Source organism: Limnobacter sp. SAORIC-580 (genome assembly GCF_013004065.1).
Classification (GTDB): Bacteria; Pseudomonadota; Gammaproteobacteria; order Burkholderiales; family Burkholderiaceae_B; genus Limnobacter; species Limnobacter profundi.
This window is the reverse complement of record NZ_CP053084.1, coordinates 2,807,253-2,830,600: the sequence shown is the minus strand read 5'-3', so window position 1 is coordinate 2,830,600 and position 23,348 is coordinate 2,807,253. Positions and strand designations below refer to the sequence as shown.

Sequence of the window (23,348 nt, the reverse complement as noted above, 5' to 3'; positions counted from 1 at the left end):
TCGAAGTTCCCCATAAGGTTGGTTCGCGCCTGTTGCAGGCCGGAACAACTATTCGATTTTTCAGTTGATTTTCCGACATCCTCAGTTCTGGGGCTGTTCGGCAATTGCAGGTGCATTGCGCCTGCTGACTCGATAATTATTTGGGGGCTACATGAATAAACATTCTTTTACTAAAACAAGAACACACGTTGCCGTGCGCAACATGATCGCGGCAGGTGTATTAGCCGCGGCTGTAATGCCTGTACAGGCTGCCAATTTTCAAGTTGGCGATTTCGACCTTAGCGTAAATTCCACCGTAAGCGTGGGTACCAGCTTTCGTATCCAGGGCGCAGACCGCACTCTGTATTCCCCGGGTAATACTAATGCTGAAGGATTGCGCGGAACTGGCGCATCCAATACGGGCGATGACGGCAATTTGAACTTCGAGAAAGGCGATCCATTCTCAACCATTATTAAAGGCGTTCACGACTTTGAATTGAAGAAGGACAATTACGGCTTCTTTACTCGCGTCAAATGGTTTTATGACCACACTTTGAACAACGACGAAGTATTTCATGGTCATGAGCCAACAGGTAATGCCAGAAACCAAAAACTGGAGGACAGCGGATTCCACCCGTACGCGCGTTTTGATGGCATTGATTTGTTGGACGCATTTGGTTATATCAACACCAATGTAGGTGGCATGCCACTAGATCTTCGTTTGGGTAAACAAGTTGTTAGCTGGGGTGAAAGCACTTTTATTTTGAGTCCGATCGCTGGCTTGAATACAGTTGACGTATCAGCATTCCGCCGCCCCGGCGCTGAACTGAAGGAAGGTTTCACGCCAGCTGAAATGTTGTATGCGAACCTTGGTTTGACTGACACTACCAGTCTGGAAGGCTTCGTTCAGTTGAAATGGCGCAAAACAGTTCCCGAGGGATGTGGTACATACTTTTCTGGGGCAGACTTTGCTGCCGACGGTTGTGATCGTCTGGCCTTCCAGCCTGCTTTGACAGATTCAGCGAACTTCCCAGCTGGTTTCTTTATCAATCGGACTTTGGATCGTCAACCTGACGATGGTGGTCAGTTTGGTTTGGCCTTGAGAAGTTACTTTGAGTCGCTGGATGCTGAACTCGGTGTGTATGCAATGCAATATCACACACGCCTGCCCTTGGCGAGCTTGAGTAAAGGCAGCAACCCCAACAGTACTTTTGGCCCCTTGTCTGACTCAGCCTATGTGATCGATTACCCAGAAGATCAAAAAGTATTTGGTGTTAGTTTTGCGACTAACGTTGGCGGTTGGGCATGGTCCGGTGAGGCATCACTGGTGCAAGACCTGCCGATTCAGATCAATGCGACGGATTTGTTGCGTGCCGGTTTGACTAACGGTAACTCCAATGCATTGGCAGGCGCCTTAGGTGGAGCAACCGTGCCAACAGCGCTAAACCAGCGCGTAGCCAATGCTCCATTGAATTCGATCGTCAATGGTTTTGATCGTTTCGACGTCACGCAAATTCAGAACACCTTCATCAAGACATTTGACCGTGCTTTGGGTTCAAGTCAGGTTGTGTTCGTCGGTGAAGTCGCTGCGGTGTTTGTAGACGGTTTGCCCGATGTTAGGAACGGCGGTATCCGTTATGGCCGTCAGCCTGTATTTGGTTCGGCCACACAAACAGGCGACTTCAACGGCTTCGTCACGGAGTTCTCTTGGGGTTATCGCATGCGCACCCAAGCCACTTACCGCGATGTGTTCATGGGCGTGGATTTAGTGCCAAGCATCGCATGGTCACACGATGTCGATGGCTGGTCACCTGAGCCCGGTCAGGCCTTCAACGAAGGCCGGCAGTCGGTTGGTTTGGGATTGGGTTTTGAATTTGATGCCAACACCCGTGCATCAATCAACTACACCACGTTCACCAATGCAGCTGATTACGATGTACTTCGCGACCGCGATTTCATCTCTTTGAGCGCATCTTACTCATTCTAAGAACAGAGACACACTGGAGGAATTTTTATGTTGAAGTTTCAAACAAAACTCACAGCACTGGCTCTGGCAAGCTTGTTTGCCGTTGGCACCGCGCAAGCGGCTGTCAGCGCGCAAGAAGCGGCAAAGCTGGGCACAACCCTGACTGAATTTGGTGCCGAAAAAGCGGGCAATGCCGCTGGTACCATTCCTGCCTACACCGGCGGCCTGACCAAGGCACCAGCAGGCTACAAGCCAGGGCAACACTTGGTGGATCCATTCGCCAATGAAAAGCCATTGTTCACGATCACTGGTGCAAACGCAGAGCAGTACAAAGCCAACCTGTCACCAGGTCAGCTGGAAATGCTGAAAAAGTACCCCACATTCAAAATGAATGTGTATAAAACACACCGCACCACGGCTTACCCCAAGAAAGTGTTGGACGCCGCCAAGAAAAACGCAACCAACGCAAAAACTGAAAACGACGGTAACTCCGTGGTTGGTTTTGAGCAGGCCATTCCTTTCCCAATTCCACAAAATGGTGTTGAGGTTATTTGGAATCACTTGACCCGTTATCGTGGCGGTGCAGCCAAGCGCGATTTCGTTCAGGTACCAGTGGAGCGCGATGGCACCTTCATTATCAACCGCATTGAAGACACCTTGGTGTTCCCTCGCAACCTGCCCAATTTCTACAAGGCAGGTGAAGATGAAAACATCAACTTCTACTTCTATCAAATCCTGAAGAGCCCGGTTTCTGTTTCCGGCAACGTACTGCTGGTGCACGACACACTGGACCAAGTGAAAGAAGGGCGCCGTGCATGGCAGTACAACGCTGGTCAACGCCGCGTACGCCGTGCACCCCAAGTGGCCTACGACTCACCGGGAACAGCGGCTGACGGCCTGCGTACAACCGACAACTACGACTTGTACAACGGCGCACCAGACCGTTACGAGTGGAAGTTGAAGGGCAAGAAGGAAATGTACATTCCGTACAACGCCTACCGTTTGGCCAACAACAAGCTGACTTACAAGGAAATTCACCAACCTCTGCACATGAACCCGGAGAACCTGCGCTACGAGTTGCACCGTGTATGGGAAGTGGAAGCAACCTTGAAGAACGATGCACGCCATATTTACGCCAAGCGCGTATTCTTCGTGAACGAAGACAACTGGCAAGCCTCCATCATCGACCACTACGATGGCAAAGGTGCATTGTGGCGCGTTGCTGAAGCCCACAACATTCAGTATTACAACGAAATGGTTCCTTTCTACGCTGCTGAAGCCTTGTACGACTTGCAGTCTGGCCGTTACCTGACCATTGGTTTGACCAATGAAGCAGAACAGCCGTTTGTATTCGACTTCACGCCAGACCGCGCCAACTATACACCGGCCGGCCTGCGTCGACTCGGCGTTCAGTAATCGCGGGTAAGTTCAGGCTACAAGGGGGCATGGTCCCTTTGTAGCCTTTTTTAATTTCAAAGGATCTTCAATGTTTCTCCGGAATCGTTTTTCCAACAAAGCGGCTTCTACGCTGCTAATGGGCGCCTTGCTGTGCGCGGGTTTAATTACCTATGGCAGTCTGTCTACTGCCAAGGTTGATCTGCTTCAAATTCCTGCAATTCCTAGCGCAAATGCAACCCGCTCATTGCTGATTGATGTAGAGCGTGTCGGCAAAAACCTGTTTGCAGCGGGCGAGTTTGGTCAGGTTCTGAAAAGCGAAGACAACGGACAAACCTGGACTGCGGGCAAAGTGCCTGTTTCAGTCACTTTGACCTCGGTGGCCTTTGCCAACGATGCGGTGGGCTACGCGGTGGGTCATGATGGTGTGGTGCTGAAAACTGAAGATGGTGGCGTGAACTGGGTCAAGTTGATCGACGGTGGAACCATTAACCAGTTTGTGCTCGACATTGTTCAAGCCAAAGCAGATGCGCTGCAAGAACAAGTGGATAATCTGCCCGAAAACGCACCCGCCGATGTGCGCGAGGCGCTTGAGGTGGCCGCTGAAGAAGCCATGTTTACCCTTGATCTGGCACAAGGCGATTTTGAGGTTGGCCCATCCAAGCCGCTGCTGGATGTAATTGTGAATGGAAACGGCAATGTATTTGTGGCAGGTGCTTACGGCCAATTGCTGAAAAGTACAGATCAAGGCGCAAGCTGGACCTACTTGGGCGACCGAACCAGCAACCCCAACAATTACCATCTGAACACCATGTTGCTTTCCAAAACTGGCGAAATCTGGGTGGCTGGCGAGCAAGGCACTGTGTTGGTGAGCGCCGATGAAGGCGAAACCTGGACCAGCAAAAAAATTGATTACGATGGTTCAGTGTTTGCATTGCTGGAAGCGCCCGATACTCGCACTGTAGTCGCTGTCGGCCTGCGTGGTCACGCATTCCGCTTGCCATTCGGTAGCGATCAGTGGGAAGAAGTGGACACCAAATTGAGAGAGACTTTCAGTGGCGCTACTGTGTTGGCTGATGGCTCGATGGTGGTAGTGGGATCGCGCGGTATTTTAGCGCGCAGCACAGACGACTTCCGCTCCATTCAAGTCACTCGTCGAGCCGACAAGTTGCCCTCCGCCAGCGTGGTGCAACTGAACGACCAAGAAATTCTGTTGGCGGGTCTGCGTGGTTTCAAAACCTTGCCCCTGTCTGAATTCAAATAAACGGACCCAACACACGGACGCAACACAACAATGACTTCTCCAGACTCAACAAAAACCAAAGCCCCTTTGGCCGAGCGATTGATTTTCAGTAAACGACCCTTGGTCATGTTGCTGATGCTGATCGCAACAATCGTGCTGGCCTGGCAGGCCACTCAGCTGAAAGTAGCTGCCAGCTTTGAAAAAATGATTCCGACCAACCACGAGTATGTGGTCAACTTTCTTGAAAACAGGGCCGACTTGACCAGCCTTGGCAACGTGGTGCGCGTCACGGTACAAACCAAGGAAGGCGATATTTTTGATGCCGAGTACCTTGAAACCCTGAAGCAGGTGACCGACAAAGCCTTTTACATTCCTGGTGTCAATCGCCCGGAAATGGCGTCGTTGTGGACAGCGAATACCCGCTGGACCTCGGTGACTGAGGAAGGTCTGGAAGGCGGGCAGGTGATCCCTGCCACTTACAACGGTGATGCAGAAAGCATTGCTCAGGTCCGTCAGAACGTTGAGCTTTCCGGGCAAATCGGTCGCTTGGTGGGCAACGATTTCAAAAGTACGATTGTTTACCTGCCGCTGCTGGAAATTAATCCTGAGACCGGCAATCGTCTGGACTACAAAGAGTTCTCCGAGCGCATTGAAGCCGAACTTCGCAATGAGTTTAATTCCGACAAAATTGAAATCCGGGTCACTGGTTTTGCGAAAATTGTAGGTGACCTCATCGAGGGTGCAACCCAGGTGGTGATGTTTTTTGGCATCGCGGTGCTCATCACTTTGGTCATGTTGTTTTTCTATTCCCGCAGTGTAAAAAGCACATTGGCCACACTGGCCTGTTCAATCACGGCTGTTATCTGGCAGTTGGGCTTGCTCAATGCCATGGGAATGGGGCTTGACCCGTATTCCATGTTGGTGCCTTTTCTCGTTTTCGCGATCGGTGTAAGCCATGGTGTTCAAATTGTGGGCGCCATCGCTCACAAGCAGGGTGAAGGGCACAACAGGTTAGACTCAGCCCGTTTGGCTTTCCGTGGTTTGTACATTGCCGGTTTAACTGCGCTGGTATCCGATGGTTTCGGTTTCGCGACCCTGATGGTGATCGACATTCCTGTGATTCGCGATTTGGCAATTGCAGCCTCGGTGGGTGTGGCCGTCATCATTCTTACCAACCTGGTGTTGTTGCCGCTGATCATGAGCTACACCGGTGTCGACGAGAAAGCGGTTGCCAAGCTTCAGCAAGACGAGTCTGGCAGCAACAAGTTGTGGCACTTTCTGGCTGGTTTTGCGCAAGCCAAAATGGCAAAAGGTGCATTGGCAGTTGCCCTGGCCTTGTTGGCCGTGGGCCTGTGGGGCAATGCCAATGTACAAATTGGTGACCTTGACAAAGGCGCCCCCGAGCTGCGCGCCGATTCGCGCTACAACCTGGACAACGCCTACGTCACCGACAACTACTCCACAAGTACTGATGTGTTTGTGGTCATGGTTGAAACCGAGATGGACGGTTGTATCAAGTACAACACGCTGGCGGCTGTGGATTTGTTCCAGTGGACGATTGAGCAGGTACCCGGGGTACAAAGCAGTATTTCATTGGCCGATCGTTCCAAGTTTGTCATCAGCGCCTATAGCGAGGGCGACCTGAAATGGAATGCTTTGAACCGCAACCAGTTCGTGTTGAACGGCACCATCAGTGGCATGAACCTGTCCGACGGTTTGTTCAGTTCCGACTGTTCTTTCATGCCAATCATTGTTTTCCTTGAAGATCACAAGGCTGACACGCTAAAGCGCGTGGTCGCAGCAGCCGAAGACTTCATCGCCAAAAACGACACGGGTGATGCTGTGTTTAAACTGGCAGCGGGCAACGCCGGTATTGAAGCAGCCACCAATGAAGTGGTGGAACGTGCTCAAACCGAGATGCTGATTTGGGTTTATGGTGTAGTGGCCATTCTGGTTTGGCTGGCCTTCCGCTCGGTGCGCACTGTTATTTGTATCATCGCGCCCCTGGCACTCACTTCCCTGTTGTGTTCAGCACTGATGGTTGCACTGGGCATTGGCGTAAAAGTAGCTACCTTGCCAGTGATTGCGCTGGGTGTGGGTATCGGTGTGGATTACGGCATTTATATCTACGGCAAGCTTGAGGAGTATTTGAAAGAGGGCATGCCGTTTGCCGATGCCTATTTTGAAACCCTGAAATCCACGGGCAAGGCTGTTGTATTCACAGGTCTTACTCTGGGTATCGGTGTGGCCACCTGGGCATTCTCGCCCATCAAGTTCCAGGCCGACATGGGCTTGCTGCTTACTTTCATGTTCTTGTGGAACATGGTGGGCGCAGTGGTATTCCTGCCGGCATTGGCCTACTTCCTCGATCGCCGGGGCGAGAAAGCCTGATTTTTGTAAGAAAGCTGTAAGTTATTGAAAAAACGGGCTTTATCGGCCCGTTTTTTCTTTTCCACACAGTTCATTTGAGGGGGTTGTGTACAACTGTTGGCGCCCTCACAATCGAATCTCAGTGATACGGAGAATGGATTGTTGGATCGAGTCGATAACCTACAACTGGTCAGTGGACGATTGCAGGATGTGTTCGATTGCCAACAGCGAACCTACCGGGCCAATCCCCACCCCAGCAAACAAGAACGAATCAGCAACCTGGATTTGCTTGAAGAAATCATTCTTCGCAATGAAGAAGAGTTGCTCGATGCAATGTCGGAAGATTTCGGCCATCGTTCCCGCCACGAATCAACCATGCTCGACATTGTCAGCAGCCTGTCTGCTGTCCGGCACAGTCGCAAACACGTGGGTTTGTGGATGAAGGCACGCAAAGTGCCCACACCGCTGCAACTTCGCCCGTCGGTGTCGTACATCAAACCCCAACCCTTGGGCATCATTGGCATTATCACACCCTGGAATTTTCCGGTGTATCTCAGTTTTGCAGGCCTGGCTTCAGCGCTGGCTGCGGGCAATTGCTGCATGCTGAAACCCAGCGAGTACAGCCCAAGAACTTCCGCGTTGATGGCCCGTTTGCTCGAAGGCAACTTTGGCGAAGAACATGTTGCTGTCATTGAAGGCGATGAAACTGTCGCCGATGCGTTTTCGCGTTTGCCATTTGACCATTTGTTGTTCACTGGCTCGCAACGGGTAGGGCGCTTGGTCGCCAAGGCAGCGGCTGAAAACCTCACCCCGGTTACTCTTGAAATGGGTGGAAAGTCGCCCTTGATTGTCGCGCCCAGCGGCAATGTGGCGCAAGCCGCTGCATGCGCAGCCCACGGCAAAATGATCAATGCCGGGCAGGTGTGTGTTGCACCCGATTACGCCATGGTGCATGAAAGTCAGCTCAGGCGTTTTATTTCTGAGGTGAAGCGGGCTTCCCACAAGCAGTACCCCACCATTCGAAACAACCCTGATGTGTCGTGCGTCATTAACTCCAGGCACATGGCCCGTTTGCGTGACCTGGTCGAAGATGCCCGAAAAAAGGGGGCAGAAATCATCGAGATCAACCCCGCCCACGAGGTCTTTGAGCCTTCGGCCAAGAAGTTTCCTCTCACGCTCGTGGTCAACCCAAACCCCGACATGCGAGTCATGCAAGAAGAAGTGTTTGGCTCCATTTTGCCTATCCTTGCCTATCGAACCCTGGAGGAGGCAGTTACTCAGGTTCAAACCAAAGAAAGGGCGATCGCGCTTTACCTGTTTGTCAGCAAGCAAGCTGAAAAAGATCTGGTGCTGAGCCAAACCGTGTCTGGCGGTGTTACTGTGAACGATGCCATGTGGCATGTGCTAAACGACCACATGCCCTTTGGTGGGGTGGGTGCCAGCGGCATGGGTGCCTATCACGGCTTGGTGGGTTTCAATGCCATGTCCCAGCTTAAACCTGTTCTGGAGCAATCCAGATTCAATGCTGCGCCCCTGCTGCGCGCTCCCTATGGCACAGTGTTCGAAAAAGTTGTTACAGTATTGAAAAAAATCGTCTAAGGGGAATTGCGCATGCGTCGGGTGGTCTTCAACCAAAAAGGTGGGGTTGGCAAATCCACCATCACCAGTAACCTGGCGGCCATCTCGGCCAACAGTGGCTTGAAAACCCTGTTGATCGATCTTGATCCGCAAGGCAACAGCACCCAATACATCATGGGTCGCGGCTCGGCTCCCCTTGAATACTCCCTCGCCGATTTTTTCGATCAAGCCTTGAACTTCAAAATTCGCCCCAAAAAAAGTGCTGAATTTGTGGTTGAAACACCCTATGAGAATCTCGATTTGCTGGGTAGCCACCCCGCACTTGAAGAGCTACAAGTGAAGCTCGAATCACGCTATAAAATTTTCAAGCTGCGCGAAGCGCTCGATGAACTCAAAGGTCAATATGACCGTGTTTACATCGACACCCCCCCCGCTTTGAACTTCTTCTCGCGCTCTGCGCTTATTGCGGCTGATTCAGTGCTCATTCCTTTCGATTGTGATGAATTCTCTCGTCGCGCCTTGTATAACCTCATGGATGCGCTCAATGAAATACGTGCTGACCACAACCCCGCGCTTGAGGTAGAGGGCATTGTGGTCAACCAGTTTCAGCCCCGCGCAAGCCTGCCGCAAAAACTGGTTGCTGAATTGCTGGAGGAGGGGCATCCGGTGTTGAACACCTGCTTGTCTTCTTCCGTCAAAATTCGTGAAAGCCACGAGGCGGCCAAGCCGATGATTCATTTCATGCCCGCGCACAAGCTTAGCCAGGAATTTGTCGCCATGCACACCGAGATCGAGGCGGCCGCTGCAAAGCGCAAAAAGAAAGTGGCGTAATCTTCTTCAAACCCTTTCTGTCATATCCCTGAAACCTGAGGGCCGCACACTCATACATCGACGTCAATTCAATGTGAGTGTGTTCAATGCGCCAAGCCATGGTTTGGGTTAACAAGCTGGGTGGGCAATTCAAAGCGGCCCGCCAACAGCGCCTTCAGAAGAAACTCCAGAAACGCCTGGGGAAACTGGTTTCCTACGGTCTCTCTTAAGGGCCGCCTCAGGACCATCTCCAATCCCTCAGCCTGACCTGTTTTGCTCAAATCCCTTGGTCCTTCCCAAAACCCCCTGCTTCGCAAACTTGCACGGGGGCTTGCCCGTTTGTCCAGCTCCATGGGCTGGTTGTCAGTTCGCTATCCCACCTACACACTTGAAGACCGGTTGCAACAATTCAAGGCTTTAAGCTTGCCGTTCCCTGCGGGCACATTCATTCGATTCAACGAATTTTTTGTGCCCTACGTTTTTTCTGGTTCGGACCGCGATGGTGCTTTCGCACTGGGGACAATCACAGAGTTTCAACGCGGTCCACAGTTGCAGTTCCTGAAGCGCCTGGCTCAAGGCCGCCTGTCTGAAATGGGTGGGCGTGGCTTTGTCGACATGGACCATCTCATTCGTTTGCTCGATTTTGGCCGTGCCGCGCCTGAGATTTGGTCCAATATGCCCAAAAGCAGCCAGGAATGGGTCGAAGGCTTTGTGGCTGGGTTGAACTGTGTTCAAGCCCAGCGCAAGCGTGGAGTGGATGAAAAGTTTTTGGGCATTCAACCCGAACCGTACACCCCTTTGGATATCTTGCTGTTTGGGCGGCTGGCTGGTGCCGATGTGAACTGGCCCATTTATTTCTCGCTGATTGAGCATCGCCTGTCGGGTGACTTCATTGAATGGTGGAACCGGCTTCGCCGAGTGGGGGCAGGGGTATCCACCAGTTTCGACAGTCCGAATTCCAGCAGGCCCAGCACAGCCCAGCAAATTGGCGAGTTCCTGAACAGCCTGTCCCGTTCTGGCAGCAATTCAATCGTGGTACATGGCACACGCACCCAAAGCGGCAAGCCGCTCATGGTGAACGACCCCCACCTAGGTCAGCACTTGCCCAATGTGTGGATGATGGTGGGGCTGCGCACGCCCACTTACCAATGTGTGGGTTTGATGTTTCCGGGCGTGCCCATTCTGGGCCTTGGGAGAAACCCAAGCCTGGCTTGGGGCGGCACCAATTTGCGTGCCGCATCGTCAGATCTGGTGCGTTTGGACGACAGCACCTTGCACAACACCGCCGAGCAGGTGGTAAAAATTCGGGTCCGCTTTTCGTGGTCTCGAACCCGAAAACTCAGGTTCTCCCCCCATGGCCCTGTGCTTACAGACTGCGCGGCTTTGGGGCGTTTGTGCGGCAAAGACAACCTGGCTTTGCGTTGGGCAGGGCACTGGCCTACCGATGAAATCACCAGTTTTTTGCAGGGCATGCAGGCGCAGAAGGTCGAACAGTTGCAGCAAGCCATGCATGGCGTGGGCGTCACTCCGCTCAATGTGCTGGGGGCTGACACGGCTGGAAATATCGGCCATGTGTTGGCAGCCACCTTGCCCAAGCGGCCTGGTTTCCCGGAAAACGATTGGGTATTGGCCGAGTCTATGGCCAGTGAACACTGGTCGGTGCAGGTGTGTGCCCGCGATTTCCCCAGTGTGATCAACCCTGCTGCTGGTTTTATTGTGTCTGCCAACAACCGGCCTTCAGAGGTAACCGGCTTGGGGTTTCTGTTCAATGGTGACGATCGCGTCATGCGGGCGCGCGCCTTGTTCAATTCTCAAAAGCGATTAAGTCCACACGCTTTGCTGTCACTGCAATTGGATGTTACGTCACCGCTGGCCGATCAATTGTCGAGTCAACTGGCCGAGTTTTGCCGCCCCTACTTGCGCAACAGTGAACAGGCTGTGTTGTGCAATTCAATTGATTTGTGGGGTGGTGCCTACACCGCCGACAGTTTTGCAGCGCTTCAATTTGAATTTTTATTGGCTGCGTTGGTCAAGCAACTGTCAGTTTTGCGCTACGCGGGTAGAACACCCAGCCTCATGGATCAATGGTCTTATTTGTCCGCCTGTTTGATGGAAGACCTTGAAAATCTCACCGACGCTGAGCGGGTTAAAATTGTGTCGCTGTGTGTAGACGAGGCAAACCGCAAGGCTCAGCATTGGCAACTTTGGGGCAATTTGCACAAAATCCGCTTGCGTCATGTGCTTGGGCATGTGCCTTTGCTGGGCAAGCTGTTTTCTTCGAAATCGTTTCCTGCTGCGGGTTCCCGGGAAACCTTAATGAAAAATGCGCATAACTTGATTCGGGGTTTTGATGAGACCAGCTACGGTTCTCAAAGTCGGCACCTCTCCGACCTTTCCGATCCCGATGAAAATTATTTTGTGCTGCTGGGTGGGCAAGACGGCTGGGTGGGAAGCCAATTATTGACCGATCAAATTCCGTTGTGGCAAACCCGGCAAAGCATTCAAATGCCGTTGCGGCCAAGCCGCATCGAACAACTTTTTCCCCACTGCATAGGCAGGTTAGAATAAATTCTCGATATTGCCTTAATTTCCTATTGCACAGGATGTCCACCCATGAAAACAATCATCATTAGCAGCCGCAAAGGTGGGGCTGGAAAAACAACGCTGTCCTTGAATCTGTCCGCTTTGGCCAGCCAGCAAGGCAAGAAAAAAGTGGCCTTGCTCGATCTGGATCCCCAGGGTTCCAGCCGCTTTTGGGATTCACTGCGGGAGGCCGATTATCCGGATGTTCGAAAAGTGGGTTTCAATGACATCGTGATTGAGCTTTCCGAGCTTGAGGACGAGGACTATGACTATGTGTTCATTGACATGCCCCCCACGGATAAAAAATGGGTCAAGGACGCCATGGAGCATGCCGACCTTGTATTGATTCCAACCAAGGCCAGTCCGCTGGATATTCATAGCGCGAGCAGCACACTAGAGTGGGCATCAGACGCTGGCAGTAAAGTAACCTGGGTCATCAACGGTGCATCTGTGTTCAGCAGCACCCCTGAAATTGTGTTTGAACAACTCAAGGCCACCGCCAAGATTTGTCGCACCATTGTGCATGAGCGCAACGACTTCGTGATCAGTGTCGGCTTGGGTAAATCGGTCAATGAATTCGCGCCGAATTCCAAATCGGCTGCGGAAATTGACAGTTTGTGGCGGGAAATCAAGGCCATGCTCGGCAGGGCCTGAGCTCGTGGTCTAAATCAGGGCCTGCACCAAAACGGGCCTTTTCATCGTCGTGTTTCTGGCACCTTAATTGCTAAATAACTTCCAGACATCAAAGGGAGGGGGCAATGACTACGGTGCTCATCGTCGATTCAAACAAGGACTCACGCTTGGCGCTGGAAGCTCAATTAACGGCATCCAATCAGTTCGAGCGTGTGCTGTCCTGCCCGGGCTTGCAGCTCGCGGAAAACTCAATTCATCAATATGAAGTAAAAGTCATGTTGATTGATGCGGAGCAAGCCAGTCAATCCCCGCTGCTTCACCAAATCAAGGCCAACAATCCCGAATTGGGTGTTGTTTTGCTGCAAGGCAAAACAGGTGTTATTGACGCCGCCACTTTGATTGAACTGGGCGCGCATGCGCAAACCTCTCCGCTGGCTGCTCCCATGGAAATCATCGCCAGTGTGGCCAAAGCATTGGTTGGTCGCCTCAAACCCAGCAAACGAATACTTGGCAAGTTCCTCAAAGACAGCAAATAAGCCGGTACTGAAAACACGATCTGAATGCGGATTTCCCGCCAGCTTCGGATATCAAATTGATGGTTTTTCATGCAAAATCAAGCTTGTTCGCCATTGCAGCATTGACATGTCCACACAACATTCCAGGTCCGTTTTAGTGTCGTCCCGCCAGCGCGGAGCCATGACCATTCTCACGGTATTCATCATGCTGATGACCGTGGGTGCCTTGGCCGTGTTGGGTTTGGGGCAAGTGGTGTGGGAGAAGGAGGAAGTGCAACGTATTGCTGATCTGGCCGCCAAGGCGGCTGCCAGCGACATTGGCAACGCCCCTCAAGGCTTCACCGCGGCTGTTGATTATGCAAGGCGCAATGGCCTTGACGACAGCACTGACAATATCTCGATCAATTGCAATGTCAGGGGCACAGATACCTTGCTGCCAGCCAACGCTTGCGACCGTTCCGTGTTGGTGCGTCTGGTGCGTAATGTGCCCGCTGCGTTTCTGGGCACAGAACCGGTTGTGGCCGTGGCTGAAGCCACTGTCACCCCGGTGATCTCGGGTTTGGTGGGTACCAATTTATTGGCTTTGAATTTGAATGGATCAAGTTTGTCACCCTTGATGAGCGCCATCGGTACCGAATTGCGCTTGAATTTGTTGGGGTTTCAGGGCCTGTTGGCGTCAAACGCCCAGGTGGACTTGCTGCAATTGGGCGTTGAGTTGGGCGTGTTTGGAACTGGTGATCAACTGGACATGGCGCGTTTATTGAACACCGAGGTTACCGCTGCCCGCCTGCTGGATGCTGCATTGAGTGTTGCAGGTCCGGAGGCTCCAGTCATTGCAATTCCTGGCAATGGTCCGGCAGACACAGTCGACTTTTTGCTCAGTGAAATATTGTCCGCGGATACCAGTGGAGACTCCGAGTTTGCCGGCGCCTCGGTTCGCTTGGGTAATTTGGCCTTCGCCTCCAGCTTCGCCGCGGCAAGTGGGGTGGGTGGGAATGGCATTCGCCTTAATTTGGGTAACACCCTGAATGTTTCAGTGCTGAGTCCCCCCCAGTTGTTTGTCGCTACCAAGCGGAACACGGATGGGAGAGTAATCGCTACGGCACGTACAGAACAAGTTGCGGTTTCGAGCCGAATTGGTGTGCTTGATTTAACCGTGACTGCCGGTGGTGGCTCCGTCGATATCAAAGACATTGACTGCAAGCTGCCTCAGTCCGATTCTTCGGTTGCAGTTGATCTGGATTCGACCCCAATCGCTGCTGCGCTGCGCTTGCCCTCTTTGCCTCTGTTGGGGCAACGTACAGTGAATGCGAATGTGGGCAGTGGCAGCGCAAATGATATCGCCATGGTGGGCTATCCAGATCCAACCGTGACCACTTCCTACAGCTTTGAGGCTTCCCAGGGCGTTGGCAATTTGCTGACCAATTTGAATACCGGTGTGAATGCCCTGAACGGAATTCTCAACGTACTCGCCACTAACCCGGTTTTACGGGCTGGTTTGAACTCGTTGGGCAGCAGTCTTGATGAAATTCTTGAAGTACTGGGGCTGGAAGCCAATGAAGTTTATGTTCAAGTCGATAACATGGATTGCTTCAACACGGCAGTGCTGACCCGTTGAGTTACACTTTCCCCTACATCAACAAAAGTGGGGCACACTCATGGGCGAACAACGGGTTTGGTACGGGCTTCAAGCGGGCTTGGTGGTTTTTTGGCTGATTGTTCCATTGGTCGGGTTGCTGGGTTTTCATGTTCCCTTTCTCACAATTTTTGCAGCCATCATCTTGCTGGCGCATGTGCTTGAAATTCCGTTGGCCATCAACCGTTTGCGCGCACTCAAACTTCCTGTGGGCAAAGTGGTATTGAAAACACTGGTGTTTGGTTTCACGTGGTGGCTGCCCTTGAGCAAAGGCTACACCAAAGAATAAAAAGATCGTACCAATCTGATTTTTGCCTTATTTCAGGCGAATCACTTTCAAGCCATCTGGCAGCCTCGGCTTGCTGCCAGGTGGTACCCACACATAGCCAATTCCATCAGGCTGCTCTTTCAGTGTGGCAAATAGCTCTTCCTTGCTGTCCACCTCAACTGGGGGAGTACCTTGGCCCGTGTATCGGCGTACATGCCAGTAGCCCGTGTAGTCCAGTTCATTCAAATTCATGATACGTTGTAAAAACTCATCACGATCCGTGGTGCCCGGGGCTGTATTCACCGGCGTCAGGCGGTGCCCATTCACCTGGCTTAAACGGCCTTTGTAAATGCTGCGCAGTTCACGAATCGCGATTTCATTCACCGGGTGGCTTGCCGACGACACCACATACACCTCAGCCGAGGCGGCACCAACCACCCCCAACATCAAATACAGGGCAATTGATGCAGCGGCCTTCACAAAACTGGTCGTGCGCGCAATCATTGCCACACCCAGTTGTAAGACACGCTCAGGAAATTGAACGTGGTGTTGGGAATGCGGTTGTCAGACAACTGCGGTCGAGTATTTTTTTCCACCACATGTTGAATTTCTGCTTTGAGCGAGTCAGATGCACTCAGCGCATACTTTCCACCAATCGCGATCGAGTACTGGTCATCAAATTCGGAAATGAACCGGCCCAAGCTGGTGTAAATCGCATGCTGCCCACCAATTTTACGAATCAGTGTAAGGTTGCCACCATGCTCTTCAAACTCGGGAGTGTCCACGATAATAACTTGTGGTCCAAAGTCAGGAATTACGCCTTTGTTGGTGGATGAAAATTCGAGTTGGCTTAATTCCGCACGAAGCGTGTAGCGTTGCCAGTCGTACTCTGCACCCAAGTTGGTGAAATGTAGTCTCGCATTGAGCGAGCCTCCAACCACCCGTCGCCCGTTGAACTGGCGTATTTCCCGATCCAGCTGTGATTCATGATGTGCAAGTTGCAATCGGTATCGGTCACCATCTACACCGATGACAAAACCGGCCACTTCATATCGATTGGTTGGAAAATCTGCGGTGGTGTTGGATAAGCGTTGAATAATATCCCTGTTGCCAGCGATTGCCTGCAGTCGCCAATAACGGCCACCAGTGTCTTCAAACTGGTAGCTCGCTGAAAATCCATCTGTGCCAAGAACACCCGCGTTGTAGTAGATTTCGGGGCTTAAATTCGCGGGTACATAGGTTTGGCCAACGTCCAGATTCTCGGAATCCAGATAAAAATTCAGTCGCTGGCGGCCAACCTTAAAGCTCCAGTTGTCATTGGGCTTGTAGGTGACGAAAGCCCAGCGGGTGTCAATTTCAACGTCTTCGTCGTTGTCCAGCTTCGGTGCAACAACATATTGAACGGTCGCACTGAGTTGGGGATTGAACTTGACATCCAGCTGCGCCCCCAAAATCGAGTTGACTTTGAAGGTGCCGTCTTCGTTGATGAATCGCAGGTATTTCTGCTCGTTGTCGCCCAGTGTGTATTGAACAGTGCCGAATCCGCTAAGCGAATAATCCACCGCCATGGCCTGCCCATGGGCGAGCGCAAGGCCCGTGGCGAGTACCACGGCCTTTAGCAATTTGGGCAATGTGAGGGCAAGGTTCAAAAGCAGGCTCAGTACATATTATTTTTTGATTGCGCCCATTATCAGGTGCTCGATGGCCTGAAAACAATCAAAGACCAAGGCGTTCCGGTTTCTTTGTCGACAAAAGGCGACACCAATATCTCGCAGGGTACATGCGCACCATTGTCGGTTTCATAACGGGTTTTGATGGTCAGCTTCTCTCGCTTTAACAGGGAGACCAGCAGTTTTCTGAAGTCGCGCAGCGGCAGGCGGTCCGCAATCAAGGGGTACGGGTTACGGCCCAACCACTTTGCCACAGCTTGTCCGGTTACGTTTTCAAATGCCGAGTTCAGGTAAATGCACTGAAAAGAAGTGGCATTGCTGCCAAGGTCATTGGTCACCATAATCACTTCATTAATCTGCTCAATTGCAGAGCCCACCATGAACAAATCCCGGTACATCGCTTTGCGTTGGGTAATGTCTCGCAGCAAAATAGTCAGCCCGTCTTCCCGAGGCAAAAATTTCAATCGCAACCAACGATTGGTTCGAGTGTTGAAAAATTCAAAATCTCCTGTCGTGCCCTGCCGTCGAAGTTCGGATTGGCGTTTTCGAAACTCCAATAAGTCCAATCCTGGCAACACATCGGCAATGGCTGCCTGGTGAATGAAGGTTTCTTTGCCCAAAATCAAAGGCCGAGCTTTCGCATCCATGGCCTCAACCTGCAAGGCCTCGTCCAGTTCAAGCGTGCCGTCGGTCAGGGTATTCAGTACCTGGTTGAGTGCTGTGCTTTTTCGGGACAACTCCTGCGCCAGGTGCTTGGTGTGGGTGATGTCTTCAACCGAGCCGTACAAGCCACTGCTGCTGCCCAGGCCGTTGCTAATGGGTTGAAAGCTGAAGCGAAACCAGCGTTGCCCAGTGAGTCTTTCGAAGTTCACCTCGCATTCAATGTGGGCGGCCTGGCGGTTGTTGATGCACTCGATCAAGGTCGATGCCATGTTCTTCCCGGTCAATCGGGTCAACAGTTCTGTCAGCTCAAAGATACTGCCCAAAGGCAGCTCGGTGGCTTTGCAGATGGTTTTGAACTGATCGCTCACCTTCAGCAAACCGCTGTCGACATGGTAAAACCAGGTACCCAAGCCTCCTAGTTTTTCGGTCATCCCCAACAAGGTTTGATCAAACAGATTGCGGTCGACCATCGTCGATTCATTCACCATCTTGGTGTACTGAAGCACCAGTGCCTTGCGGCTGGTTTCAATTCCGGGGGTGGGGCGGTCAATCACAAAGCGCGCCCACACGGGTTTGCTGTCAGGTAGCCTGATTCTGGCGAATGCTTTTTTCTTCAGGCGCGTTCCCAATACCGTTTCCATTTCCCGAACTAAATTTTCCCTGTCTTCCTCATATATAAAATCGAGAACCGACGGGTTGTCTTTCACCCGGTGAAGCTCACTGTCGTCAACTTGTCCAAGTTGCACTAATTTGAAGTTCAAATCCAACACCAGTTTCCCTCGAGTTGATTCCGCAAGAAAACTCAAGGTGTTTGTTTTCAAGGTGTCCAGGGGGTTGGGGCGGCCTTGTACGGCGGTGCGCGGCAGCTGTGCAGCCACAGCAATATTTTGTAGCAACCCCACCGTCAGCGCTTCACCTTCCTCTTCGGGGGTTTTGTAGGTTCGTTCTTTCAGGGTCAACAGCCGGCCATTGGGCAACTGGATTTGATATTGAAACACCTGGCCGTTGCCAAGTTCCCTGGCCAGTTCAACATCGTGGCGGTGCTCTCTCACAATCAAGCCGTTGAACCAGGCCCAACTCACCCTCGGGCTGTGGCTTAAGCAAAGCCAATCCTCCAGGTTGGGTGACAATGCAATAAAACTCTCGTCGCTGTGTCGTCTCCAGCTTGCATAGGATTGTTCATGGCCTGCAAAGTCGCTTCTATGTCCATCCTGGAAAATTGGCTCTCGTGAATAAGCGCCCTGTGCCTGTTGTTGTCGGTTGGCCAGCGATACTTCCACCAAGGCAGCCATCGATTTCGCCATTTTGATTTCAGCACTGCTCCAGGTTCTGGGACTTGTGTCGATCAGGCAGAATGAACCTACTCTGGCACCTGTGGGGGTTTTGATGGGTACGCCCAAATAGGCCCTAATCCAGGGCGACCCGGTCACCAGCGGACTGTCTTTCACGCGTTCATCCTGGGTGCAGTCCGGGATGACCATGGGTTCGTCCTTCTTGATTGTGTGGGTGCAAATTGAAATATCGCGCGGGGTCTCGTCTGCATGCAGGCTGTTAAAGCCACGGCGAGCCTTGAACCATTGGCGGTCTAAGTCGACAAATGAAACAATGCAACTTGAGCAATTGAAGGCAGATACGCCCAAATCAACCACCGCCTCAAAACCCTCCTCGGGTTGAGTGTCAAGAATCGCAAGTTGATATAGCTCGGCCAGTCTTAAAGCCTCGGCCACCTCATTGGGCTTGGTCATCGATCCATTCGTGCACAGTGTGGCGTTGTGAAGCAGGGCGTTGCGCCAGTTTTGATTTATTTCTTGTGGAACAAGTGTAGCAGCTAATGAAAGCGTTGAAATGCACTTGGAAAATACATTAGGAGGCTCCCCTTTTGTGGTGTACCAGGCAGTACAAGGGGTGGGTGGTGGCCGAGGACAGAATCGAACTGCCGACACAAGGATTTTCAATCCTCTGCTCTACCGACTGAGCTACTCGGCCACGCGTTTTCGGTGGTGTTCACTACCGAAGCCCGCAAGTTTATCCGAAACTTTGACGTTGCGCAAACAACAAATGCAAAATCGCTGTAGCATGTTCAATAATTAATAAAGCCAGTCCTCCCGACCCATGAGCAATCTTACAAGCGTGCAGCCTCTACAAACGTCCAGCTACGATGTGGCCATTATTGGTTGCGGTGTGGTGGGGCTGGTTGCTTCTCTGGTATTGGCCAGTTCTGGTTTCAAAGTGCTGGTGGTTGGAGCACGTCCGCCCCAGTTTCAGCCCAATTCCGATCAGCGATTCGATCCCCGGGTTTTTGCCTTGTCACATCGAAGCCAACGCGTGCTTGACCGGCTGAGAGTATGGGACAACATTCCCAGCGAGAAAGTGCAGCCCGTCACCGAGATGCAGGTGTGGGGCGATTCCAGCGGCGATGCGCAGGGCCATTTGCGTTTTAACGCGAGTGACACTGGGGTTGACTACCTCACCTGGATTATTGAGCAAAGTTGCCTCTTCGATGTGTTGTTCTCAGCCATGCGCTACCAGCCCGGCATTGATTGGCTTGATGCAAGGGTAGAGGGCCTTTCCCGCGAAAAAGAGGGATGGGCCGTGGTGACCAACCTGAAAACAGTGCGTGTTCCCCTGCTGATCGCCGCAGACGGTGCGCAAAGCCAAACCCGCAAGCAGGCTGGTCTCGATTTCGCGCTTGATGACTACAGTGCTGAAGGCGTGGTTACCACCTTCGCCATTGAGAAGCCGCATCACGGGGCTGCACGCCAATGGTTTGCTGGCGATTCCGTCTTGGCCATGTTGCCGCTGCCGGGGCCACATGTGTCCATGGTGTGGTCCATGCCCTTGTCGCAATCTCAGGCGTTGCTACAACTCAGCCCGGCAGACATGGTCAATCGTGTGAAGTCCCTCTCGGGCGGCGCGGTTCAAGAACTTTACGGTGATCTGGTGCTGGTGGGTAAAACGTACGCATTTCCGCTCAAGCATGGTGTTGCGCCGGTTTGGTTCGACAACGGAGTTGTATTGATGGGCGATGCCGCTCACGTCATTCACCCCCTGGCGGGTCAAGGTCTGAACCTCGGGCTTGAGGACGCAGCCGAGTTGGCCAATTTGCTCACCTCACGCAAGCGCCTTCTGGCCGTGCAGCGCCTGGGCCTTGCTGACGAGCAATTGTGGCGCGCCTGGGAGCGTCGTCGCAAAGCGGCTTGCACGCCTGTGCATTTTCTTACCGATGGCCTGCACACCTTGTTTCGTCTCGACCTGCCAGGTGCTGCCTGGGTGCGCAACAAAGGCATGCACCTTGTCAACCAATTGCCCATGCTCAAACGTTGGTTGTCCCAACAAGCCATGCGCTAGCTGCAACTGAAAAGTCCTGGCGCAATGAACAAATTGCCTTCAAGCGTGTCCTAACTACAATTCATCATTTTTACCCAAGCAGGCCTATGAAATTCAATCTACCTTTGTCCCTTCGCAAGCGCAGCAGTGCTGTTGTTTTCTCTGTAATTGCCTTGTCAGCGGGCGCGTGGGCCTTGTCCCAATCAGTTCAGCCTGTGCAGGCGGCGGCAAGCAAGTCGCAGGTTGAACGAATTACAGCAGCTGTGAATGAGTCTTTGGGGGCATCCGGAGTCAAGGTGGTATCGGTCAGCGACATCGAGTTTATCGATGGTTTGTTTGAGGTGGTGGTGAATCACAATGGCACCAAAAAAATCATTTACACCAATGCCAGTGGTAGCCATCTCATTTTGGGCGAGCTTATGGAAAGCAAATCCATGGCCAATTTGACCGAAGCCAGGCTGGACAAGCTCAATGCCATCAACTTCGAGAAAGATCTTCCATTGGGTTTGGCCTTGAAAACCGTTTACGGGACCGGCAGCCGGAAAATTGCCGTGTTTGAAGATCCCAACTGCGGTTATTGCAAACGTTTTCGCAAGGAAACTTTGACCAAACTGCAAGACACCACGGTGTACACCTACGTGTATCCAGTCCTGGGCCGCGATTCTGTCGACAAGGCGCAAAAAGTAATGTGTGCCAGTGACAAGTCCAAGATGTGGGATGACTGGATGCTGAAAGACCAATCTCCCACTGGAAACGGCAATTGCAATCCACCAATTGAAGATCTGGTCAGTTTGGGTCGGGGAATGGGCGTGTCAGGTACGCCAACCGTATTTTTCCAGGATGGCACACGCGTCAGCGGTGCCATTCCTTCCGCTGACCTGAATCGCCGTATTGCAGCAGCGTCAAGGGCCAAATAAAAACTGATGCAAGGCCTTGGGGTTTTCAGCTTCCGCTTTCAGGCAGGGGCGTGCCCTTGGGCCAAATCAGCCACATTTTCAAGGGTTGGCGGGTCAGGCCAGCGGCTGTACCAGCCTCTTCACCTGTTCCCCAGAAATAGTCAGCACGTACCCGGCCCCGAATGGCGCCGCCCGTGTCTTGTGCCAAGGTGCCCTGCGCGATGGGCGCGTTGGTCACCGGGTTGCTGGATTCAATCCAGATCGGGCTGCCATAAGGTATTTTTTCACGGTCAATCGCCAGGCTGAGTTGGCCAGTCAAGGGAACACCCATGGCGCCCACGGGGCCTTCTTGTGGGCGCAGTACTTTGTTTTCCTTGAAAAACACCACGCTCGGATTGGCATTCAGCAAATCATCCAGCTTGCCGGGGTTGGCTTTTGCCCAGTTTCTGATGCCCGGAATGGTAGCCTGCGCAGCGGTCAACTCTCCGCGATCCACCAGCACTTTCCCAATGGATTTATATGGGTGGCCGTTCTGCTCGGCGTAACTCAAGCGAATCACGCTGCCGTCTGGCAAGGTCACCCGGCCTGAACCCTGCACCTGCAACAAAAATGCGTCCAGTTTGTCGTTTACCCAAACAATCGGTTTTTCACGGTCTGGTCCCAAGCGCTCCCATTCCGCCCTGTCAAAGAAAGGAACCAGCGTATTGCCCTGCAGGCGGCCACGCAGACGCTTTCCTTTCAGTTCCGGGTACTGTTCGTCTAGCTTCACGGTGATCAAATCCGCGGGCACGCCGTAAAGTGGCGCATTGTATGCACCCTGTGCCTGGCGTGCGCCTTTTAACAGGGGTTCAAAGTAACCGGTCAGCAAACCTTCTTTCTTGCCGTCTTCCTGCTGAAGCTGCCACACATCAAAGTTCGCCTCCATCCAGATTTGTGCTGGCAGCAGCGCATTCCCGCTCAGGTTTTGTCGGGCTTTGCGGCAAGCTTCCAGCAAACCGGTGGGGGTGGCTTTGCGTTTGGCCAAGGCATTGCCATTGACTGAGCACTGCTCTGAAAATGCCTCCAGAAAACGCCCGTGGTTGGCGGTGCTCCATCCTGGCAAACTTGAAAAGTCAGACTTCACAAACAGAGGCAGGGCCGGTTTTTCATCTTTTTTCTCGGTCTGGGCCTGTTTTTCTCCTGCCGGGCATGAACATTCAGCCGTTTTCGGGGTCGGAGCAGTAGCGCATCCAGATAGAATCAAGGCGGCCAGCACGGTGCTGGGCCACCAACAACGGAGTGGATTGGACATGTGGTTACTCATTGCGGAAATGGTTTTGGCTTTGGGCCTGATCGTGTTCATTATGTGGTGGACGTTGAGGGCCAGGGTAGATCATCCAGTCGAAAAAACCGACGAAGAATCATCAGCACCAAGCACACCCCCCGACAAGGATTAGTGCAGCACCCGGGGCATTGACAGCAAAAACTCGGGCACTGGCACATCAAACTGCTCGCCGCCTTCGCCCACAAAGGTGTATTTGCCTTTCATTGTACCCACCGGGGTGGGCAAGGGGCAGCCACTGGTGTACTCAAATCGCTCGCCTGGTCGCAGAGTGGGTTGCTCGCCCACCACCCCATCGCCTTTCACCTCCTGAACAATATTGTGCGCATCGGTGATAATCCAGTGGCGGCTTAACAGTTGCGCAGTTCTCTCGCCCACATTTTCAATTTCAATGGTGTAGGCGAACACATAAGGGCCTTTGTCTTTGTCACTTTGCTCTTCCAGAAACTGGGTGCTGACTCGAACTTCAAACTGATACGGTGACGGGCTGCTCAT

General features: G+C 52.5%; 19 protein-coding genes and 1 tRNA gene. 14 read left to right on the top strand and 6 right to left on the bottom strand.

Going from position 1 to position 23,348, the window contains the following annotated elements:
• Positions 1-202 precede the first annotated feature (202 nt).
• From HKT17_RS13215 to HKT17_RS13165, 11 genes are all read left to right on the top strand, one after another.
• Entirely contained in the window at positions 203-1,966 is a 1,764-nt protein-coding gene (locus HKT17_RS13215) for a DUF1302 domain-containing protein (protein ID WP_240965970.1), read from the top strand.
• A gap of 27 nt (positions 1,967-1,993) precedes the next feature.
• The gene (locus HKT17_RS13210) at positions 1,994-3,361 is read left to right on the top strand and encodes a DUF1329 domain-containing protein (protein ID WP_171100665.1); all 1,368 of its coding nucleotides are present in this window, start codon (positions 1,994-1,996) and stop codon (positions 3,359-3,361) included.
• Positions 3,362-3,431: 70 nt separating this feature from the next.
• On the top strand, positions 3,432-4,604 hold the full coding sequence (locus HKT17_RS13205; protein ID WP_171100663.1) for a WD40/YVTN/BNR-like repeat-containing protein: 1,173 nt from the start codon (positions 3,432-3,434) through the stop codon (positions 4,602-4,604).
• A 30-nt stretch (positions 4,605-4,634) separates the two neighbouring features.
• Entirely contained in the window at positions 4,635-6,974 is a 2,340-nt protein-coding gene (locus HKT17_RS13200; protein WP_171100661.1) for an efflux RND transporter permease subunit, read from the top strand.
• 141 nt (positions 6,975-7,115) lie between these two features.
• Positions 7,116-8,552 (top strand): coniferyl aldehyde dehydrogenase, encoded by a 1,437-nt coding sequence (locus HKT17_RS13195; protein ID WP_171100659.1) that lies wholly within the window; start codon positions 7,116-7,118, stop codon positions 8,550-8,552.
• A 12-nt stretch (positions 8,553-8,564) separates the two neighbouring features.
• A complete protein-coding gene (locus HKT17_RS13190) occupies positions 8,565-9,362 on the top strand; it encodes a ParA family protein (protein WP_105027318.1) in 798 nt (265 codons plus the stop codon).
• A 252-nt stretch (positions 9,363-9,614) separates the two neighbouring features.
• Positions 9,615-11,909, top strand: coding sequence for a penicillin acylase family protein (locus HKT17_RS13185; protein ID WP_171100657.1), 2,295 nt, complete (start codon positions 9,615-9,617; stop codon positions 11,907-11,909).
• Between the two features lie 45 nt (positions 11,910-11,954).
• Positions 11,955-12,578, top strand: coding sequence for an AAA family ATPase (locus HKT17_RS13180; protein WP_171100655.1), 624 nt, complete (start codon positions 11,955-11,957; stop codon positions 12,576-12,578).
• Positions 12,579-12,682: 104 nt separating this feature from the next.
• Positions 12,683-13,093, top strand: a complete 411-nt coding sequence (locus HKT17_RS13175; RefSeq protein ID WP_105027315.1) for a DNA-binding transcriptional response regulator — start codon at positions 12,683-12,685, stop codon at positions 13,091-13,093.
• Between the two features lie 160 nt (positions 13,094-13,253).
• The gene (locus HKT17_RS13170; RefSeq protein ID WP_105027314.1) at positions 13,254-14,690 is read left to right on the top strand and encodes a pilus assembly protein TadG-related protein; all 1,437 of its coding nucleotides are present in this window, start codon (positions 13,254-13,256) and stop codon (positions 14,688-14,690) included.
• Between the two features lie 40 nt (positions 14,691-14,730).
• On the top strand, positions 14,731-14,997 hold the full coding sequence (locus HKT17_RS13165; RefSeq protein WP_171100649.1) for a hypothetical protein: 267 nt from the start codon (positions 14,731-14,733) through the stop codon (positions 14,995-14,997).
• A gap of 27 nt (positions 14,998-15,024) precedes the next feature.
• Here HKT17_RS13165 and HKT17_RS13160 read toward each other — a convergent pair whose 3' ends face one another.
• The 4 genes from HKT17_RS13160 to HKT17_RS13145 all read right to left on the bottom strand — a co-directional run bounded on the left by HKT17_RS13160 (position 15,025) and on the right by HKT17_RS13145 (position 19,295).
• Complete coding sequence (locus tag HKT17_RS13160) at positions 15,025-15,480, bottom strand: hypothetical protein (protein ID WP_171100646.1); 456 nt, start codon at positions 15,478-15,480, stop codon at positions 15,025-15,027.
• Positions 15,477-16,607 (bottom strand): hypothetical protein, encoded by a 1,131-nt coding sequence (locus HKT17_RS13155; protein ID WP_205882433.1) that lies wholly within the window; start codon positions 16,605-16,607, stop codon positions 15,477-15,479. The genes HKT17_RS13160 and HKT17_RS13155 overlap by 4 nt, the downstream gene beginning before the upstream one ends.
• 59 nt (positions 16,608-16,666) lie before the next feature.
• Positions 16,667-19,054, bottom strand: coding sequence for a GAF domain-containing protein (locus tag HKT17_RS13150; RefSeq protein ID WP_171100645.1), 2,388 nt, complete (start codon positions 19,052-19,054; stop codon positions 16,667-16,669).
• A 165-nt stretch (positions 19,055-19,219) separates the two neighbouring features.
• Positions 19,220-19,295 (bottom strand) — tRNA-Phe (locus HKT17_RS13145).
• Positions 19,296-19,421: 126 nt separating this feature from the next.
• Here HKT17_RS13145 and HKT17_RS13140 point away from each other — a divergent pair.
• Together HKT17_RS13140 and HKT17_RS13135 are read left to right on the top strand one after the other, a co-directional pair.
• Positions 19,422-20,657, top strand: coding sequence for an FAD-dependent monooxygenase (locus HKT17_RS13140; protein ID WP_171100642.1), 1,236 nt, complete (start codon positions 19,422-19,424; stop codon positions 20,655-20,657).
• An 86-nt stretch (positions 20,658-20,743) separates the two neighbouring features.
• Positions 20,744-21,553 carry a DsbC family protein gene (locus HKT17_RS13135; protein ID WP_105027308.1) on the top strand — a complete coding sequence of 270 codons (810 nt, stop codon included), beginning with the start codon at positions 20,744-20,746 and terminating at the stop codon, positions 21,551-21,553.
• Positions 21,554-21,578: 25 nt separating this feature from the next.
• Here the strand turns inward: HKT17_RS13135 and mltA are convergent, their stop codons facing one another.
• Positions 21,579-22,823, bottom strand: coding sequence for a murein transglycosylase A (gene mltA, locus HKT17_RS13130; protein ID WP_168426808.1), 1,245 nt, complete (start codon positions 22,821-22,823; stop codon positions 21,579-21,581).
• Here mltA and HKT17_RS13125 point away from each other — a divergent pair.
• The gene (locus HKT17_RS13125; protein ID WP_171100640.1) at positions 22,822-22,968 is read left to right on the top strand and encodes a hypothetical protein; all 147 of its coding nucleotides are present in this window, start codon (positions 22,822-22,824) and stop codon (positions 22,966-22,968) included. The genes mltA and HKT17_RS13125 overlap by 2 nt on opposite strands.
• Here the strand turns inward: HKT17_RS13125 and apaG are convergent.
• Positions 22,965-23,348, bottom strand: coding sequence for a Co2+/Mg2+ efflux facilitator ApaG/CorD (gene apaG / locus HKT17_RS13120; RefSeq protein WP_105027306.1), 384 nt, complete (start codon positions 23,346-23,348; stop codon positions 22,965-22,967). The genes HKT17_RS13125 and apaG overlap by 4 nt on opposite strands.

Coding starts and splice junctions, on each gene's coding strand:
- HKT17_RS13215 (WP_240965970.1), top strand. CDS start 203: ATGATCGCGGCAGGTGTATTAGCCGCGGCTGTAATGCCTGTACAGGCT.
- HKT17_RS13210 (WP_171100665.1), top strand. CDS start 1,994: ATGTTGAAGTTTCAAACAAAACTCACAGCACTGGCTCTGGCAAGCTTG.
- HKT17_RS13205 (WP_171100663.1), top strand. CDS start 3,432: ATGTTTCTCCGGAATCGTTTTTCCAACAAAGCGGCTTCTACGCTGCTA.
- HKT17_RS13200 (WP_171100661.1), top strand. CDS start 4,635: ATGACTTCTCCAGACTCAACAAAAACCAAAGCCCCTTTGGCCGAGCGA.
- HKT17_RS13190 (WP_105027318.1), top strand. CDS start 8,565: ATGCGTCGGGTGGTCTTCAACCAAAAAGGTGGGGTTGGCAAATCCACC.
- HKT17_RS13180 (WP_171100655.1), top strand. CDS start 11,955: ATGAAAACAATCATCATTAGCAGCCGCAAAGGTGGGGCTGGAAAAACA.
- HKT17_RS13175 (WP_105027315.1), top strand. CDS start 12,683: ATGACTACGGTGCTCATCGTCGATTCAAACAAGGACTCACGCTTGGCG.
- HKT17_RS13170 (WP_105027314.1), top strand. CDS start 13,254: ATGACCATTCTCACGGTATTCATCATGCTGATGACCGTGGGTGCCTTG.
- HKT17_RS13165 (WP_171100649.1), top strand. CDS start 14,731: ATGGGCGAACAACGGGTTTGGTACGGGCTTCAAGCGGGCTTGGTGGTT.
- HKT17_RS13160 (WP_171100646.1), bottom strand. CDS start 15,480: ATGATTGCGCGCACGACCAGTTTTGTGAAGGCCGCTGCATCAATTGCC.
- HKT17_RS13150 (WP_171100645.1), bottom strand. CDS start 19,054: ATGACCAAGCCCAATGAGGTGGCCGAGGCTTTAAGACTGGCCGAGCTA.
- HKT17_RS13140 (WP_171100642.1), top strand. CDS start 19,422: ATGAGCAATCTTACAAGCGTGCAGCCTCTACAAACGTCCAGCTACGAT.
- HKT17_RS13135 (WP_105027308.1), top strand. CDS start 20,744: ATGAAATTCAATCTACCTTTGTCCCTTCGCAAGCGCAGCAGTGCTGTT.
- HKT17_RS13125 (WP_171100640.1), top strand. CDS start 22,822: ATGTGGTTACTCATTGCGGAAATGGTTTTGGCTTTGGGCCTGATCGTG.
- mltA (WP_168426808.1), bottom strand. CDS start 22,823: ATGTCCAATCCACTCCGTTGTTGGTGGCCCAGCACCGTGCTGGCCGCC.
- apaG (WP_105027306.1), bottom strand. CDS start 23,348: ATGAGCAGCCCGTCACCGTATCAGTTTGAAGTTCGAGTCAGCACCCAG.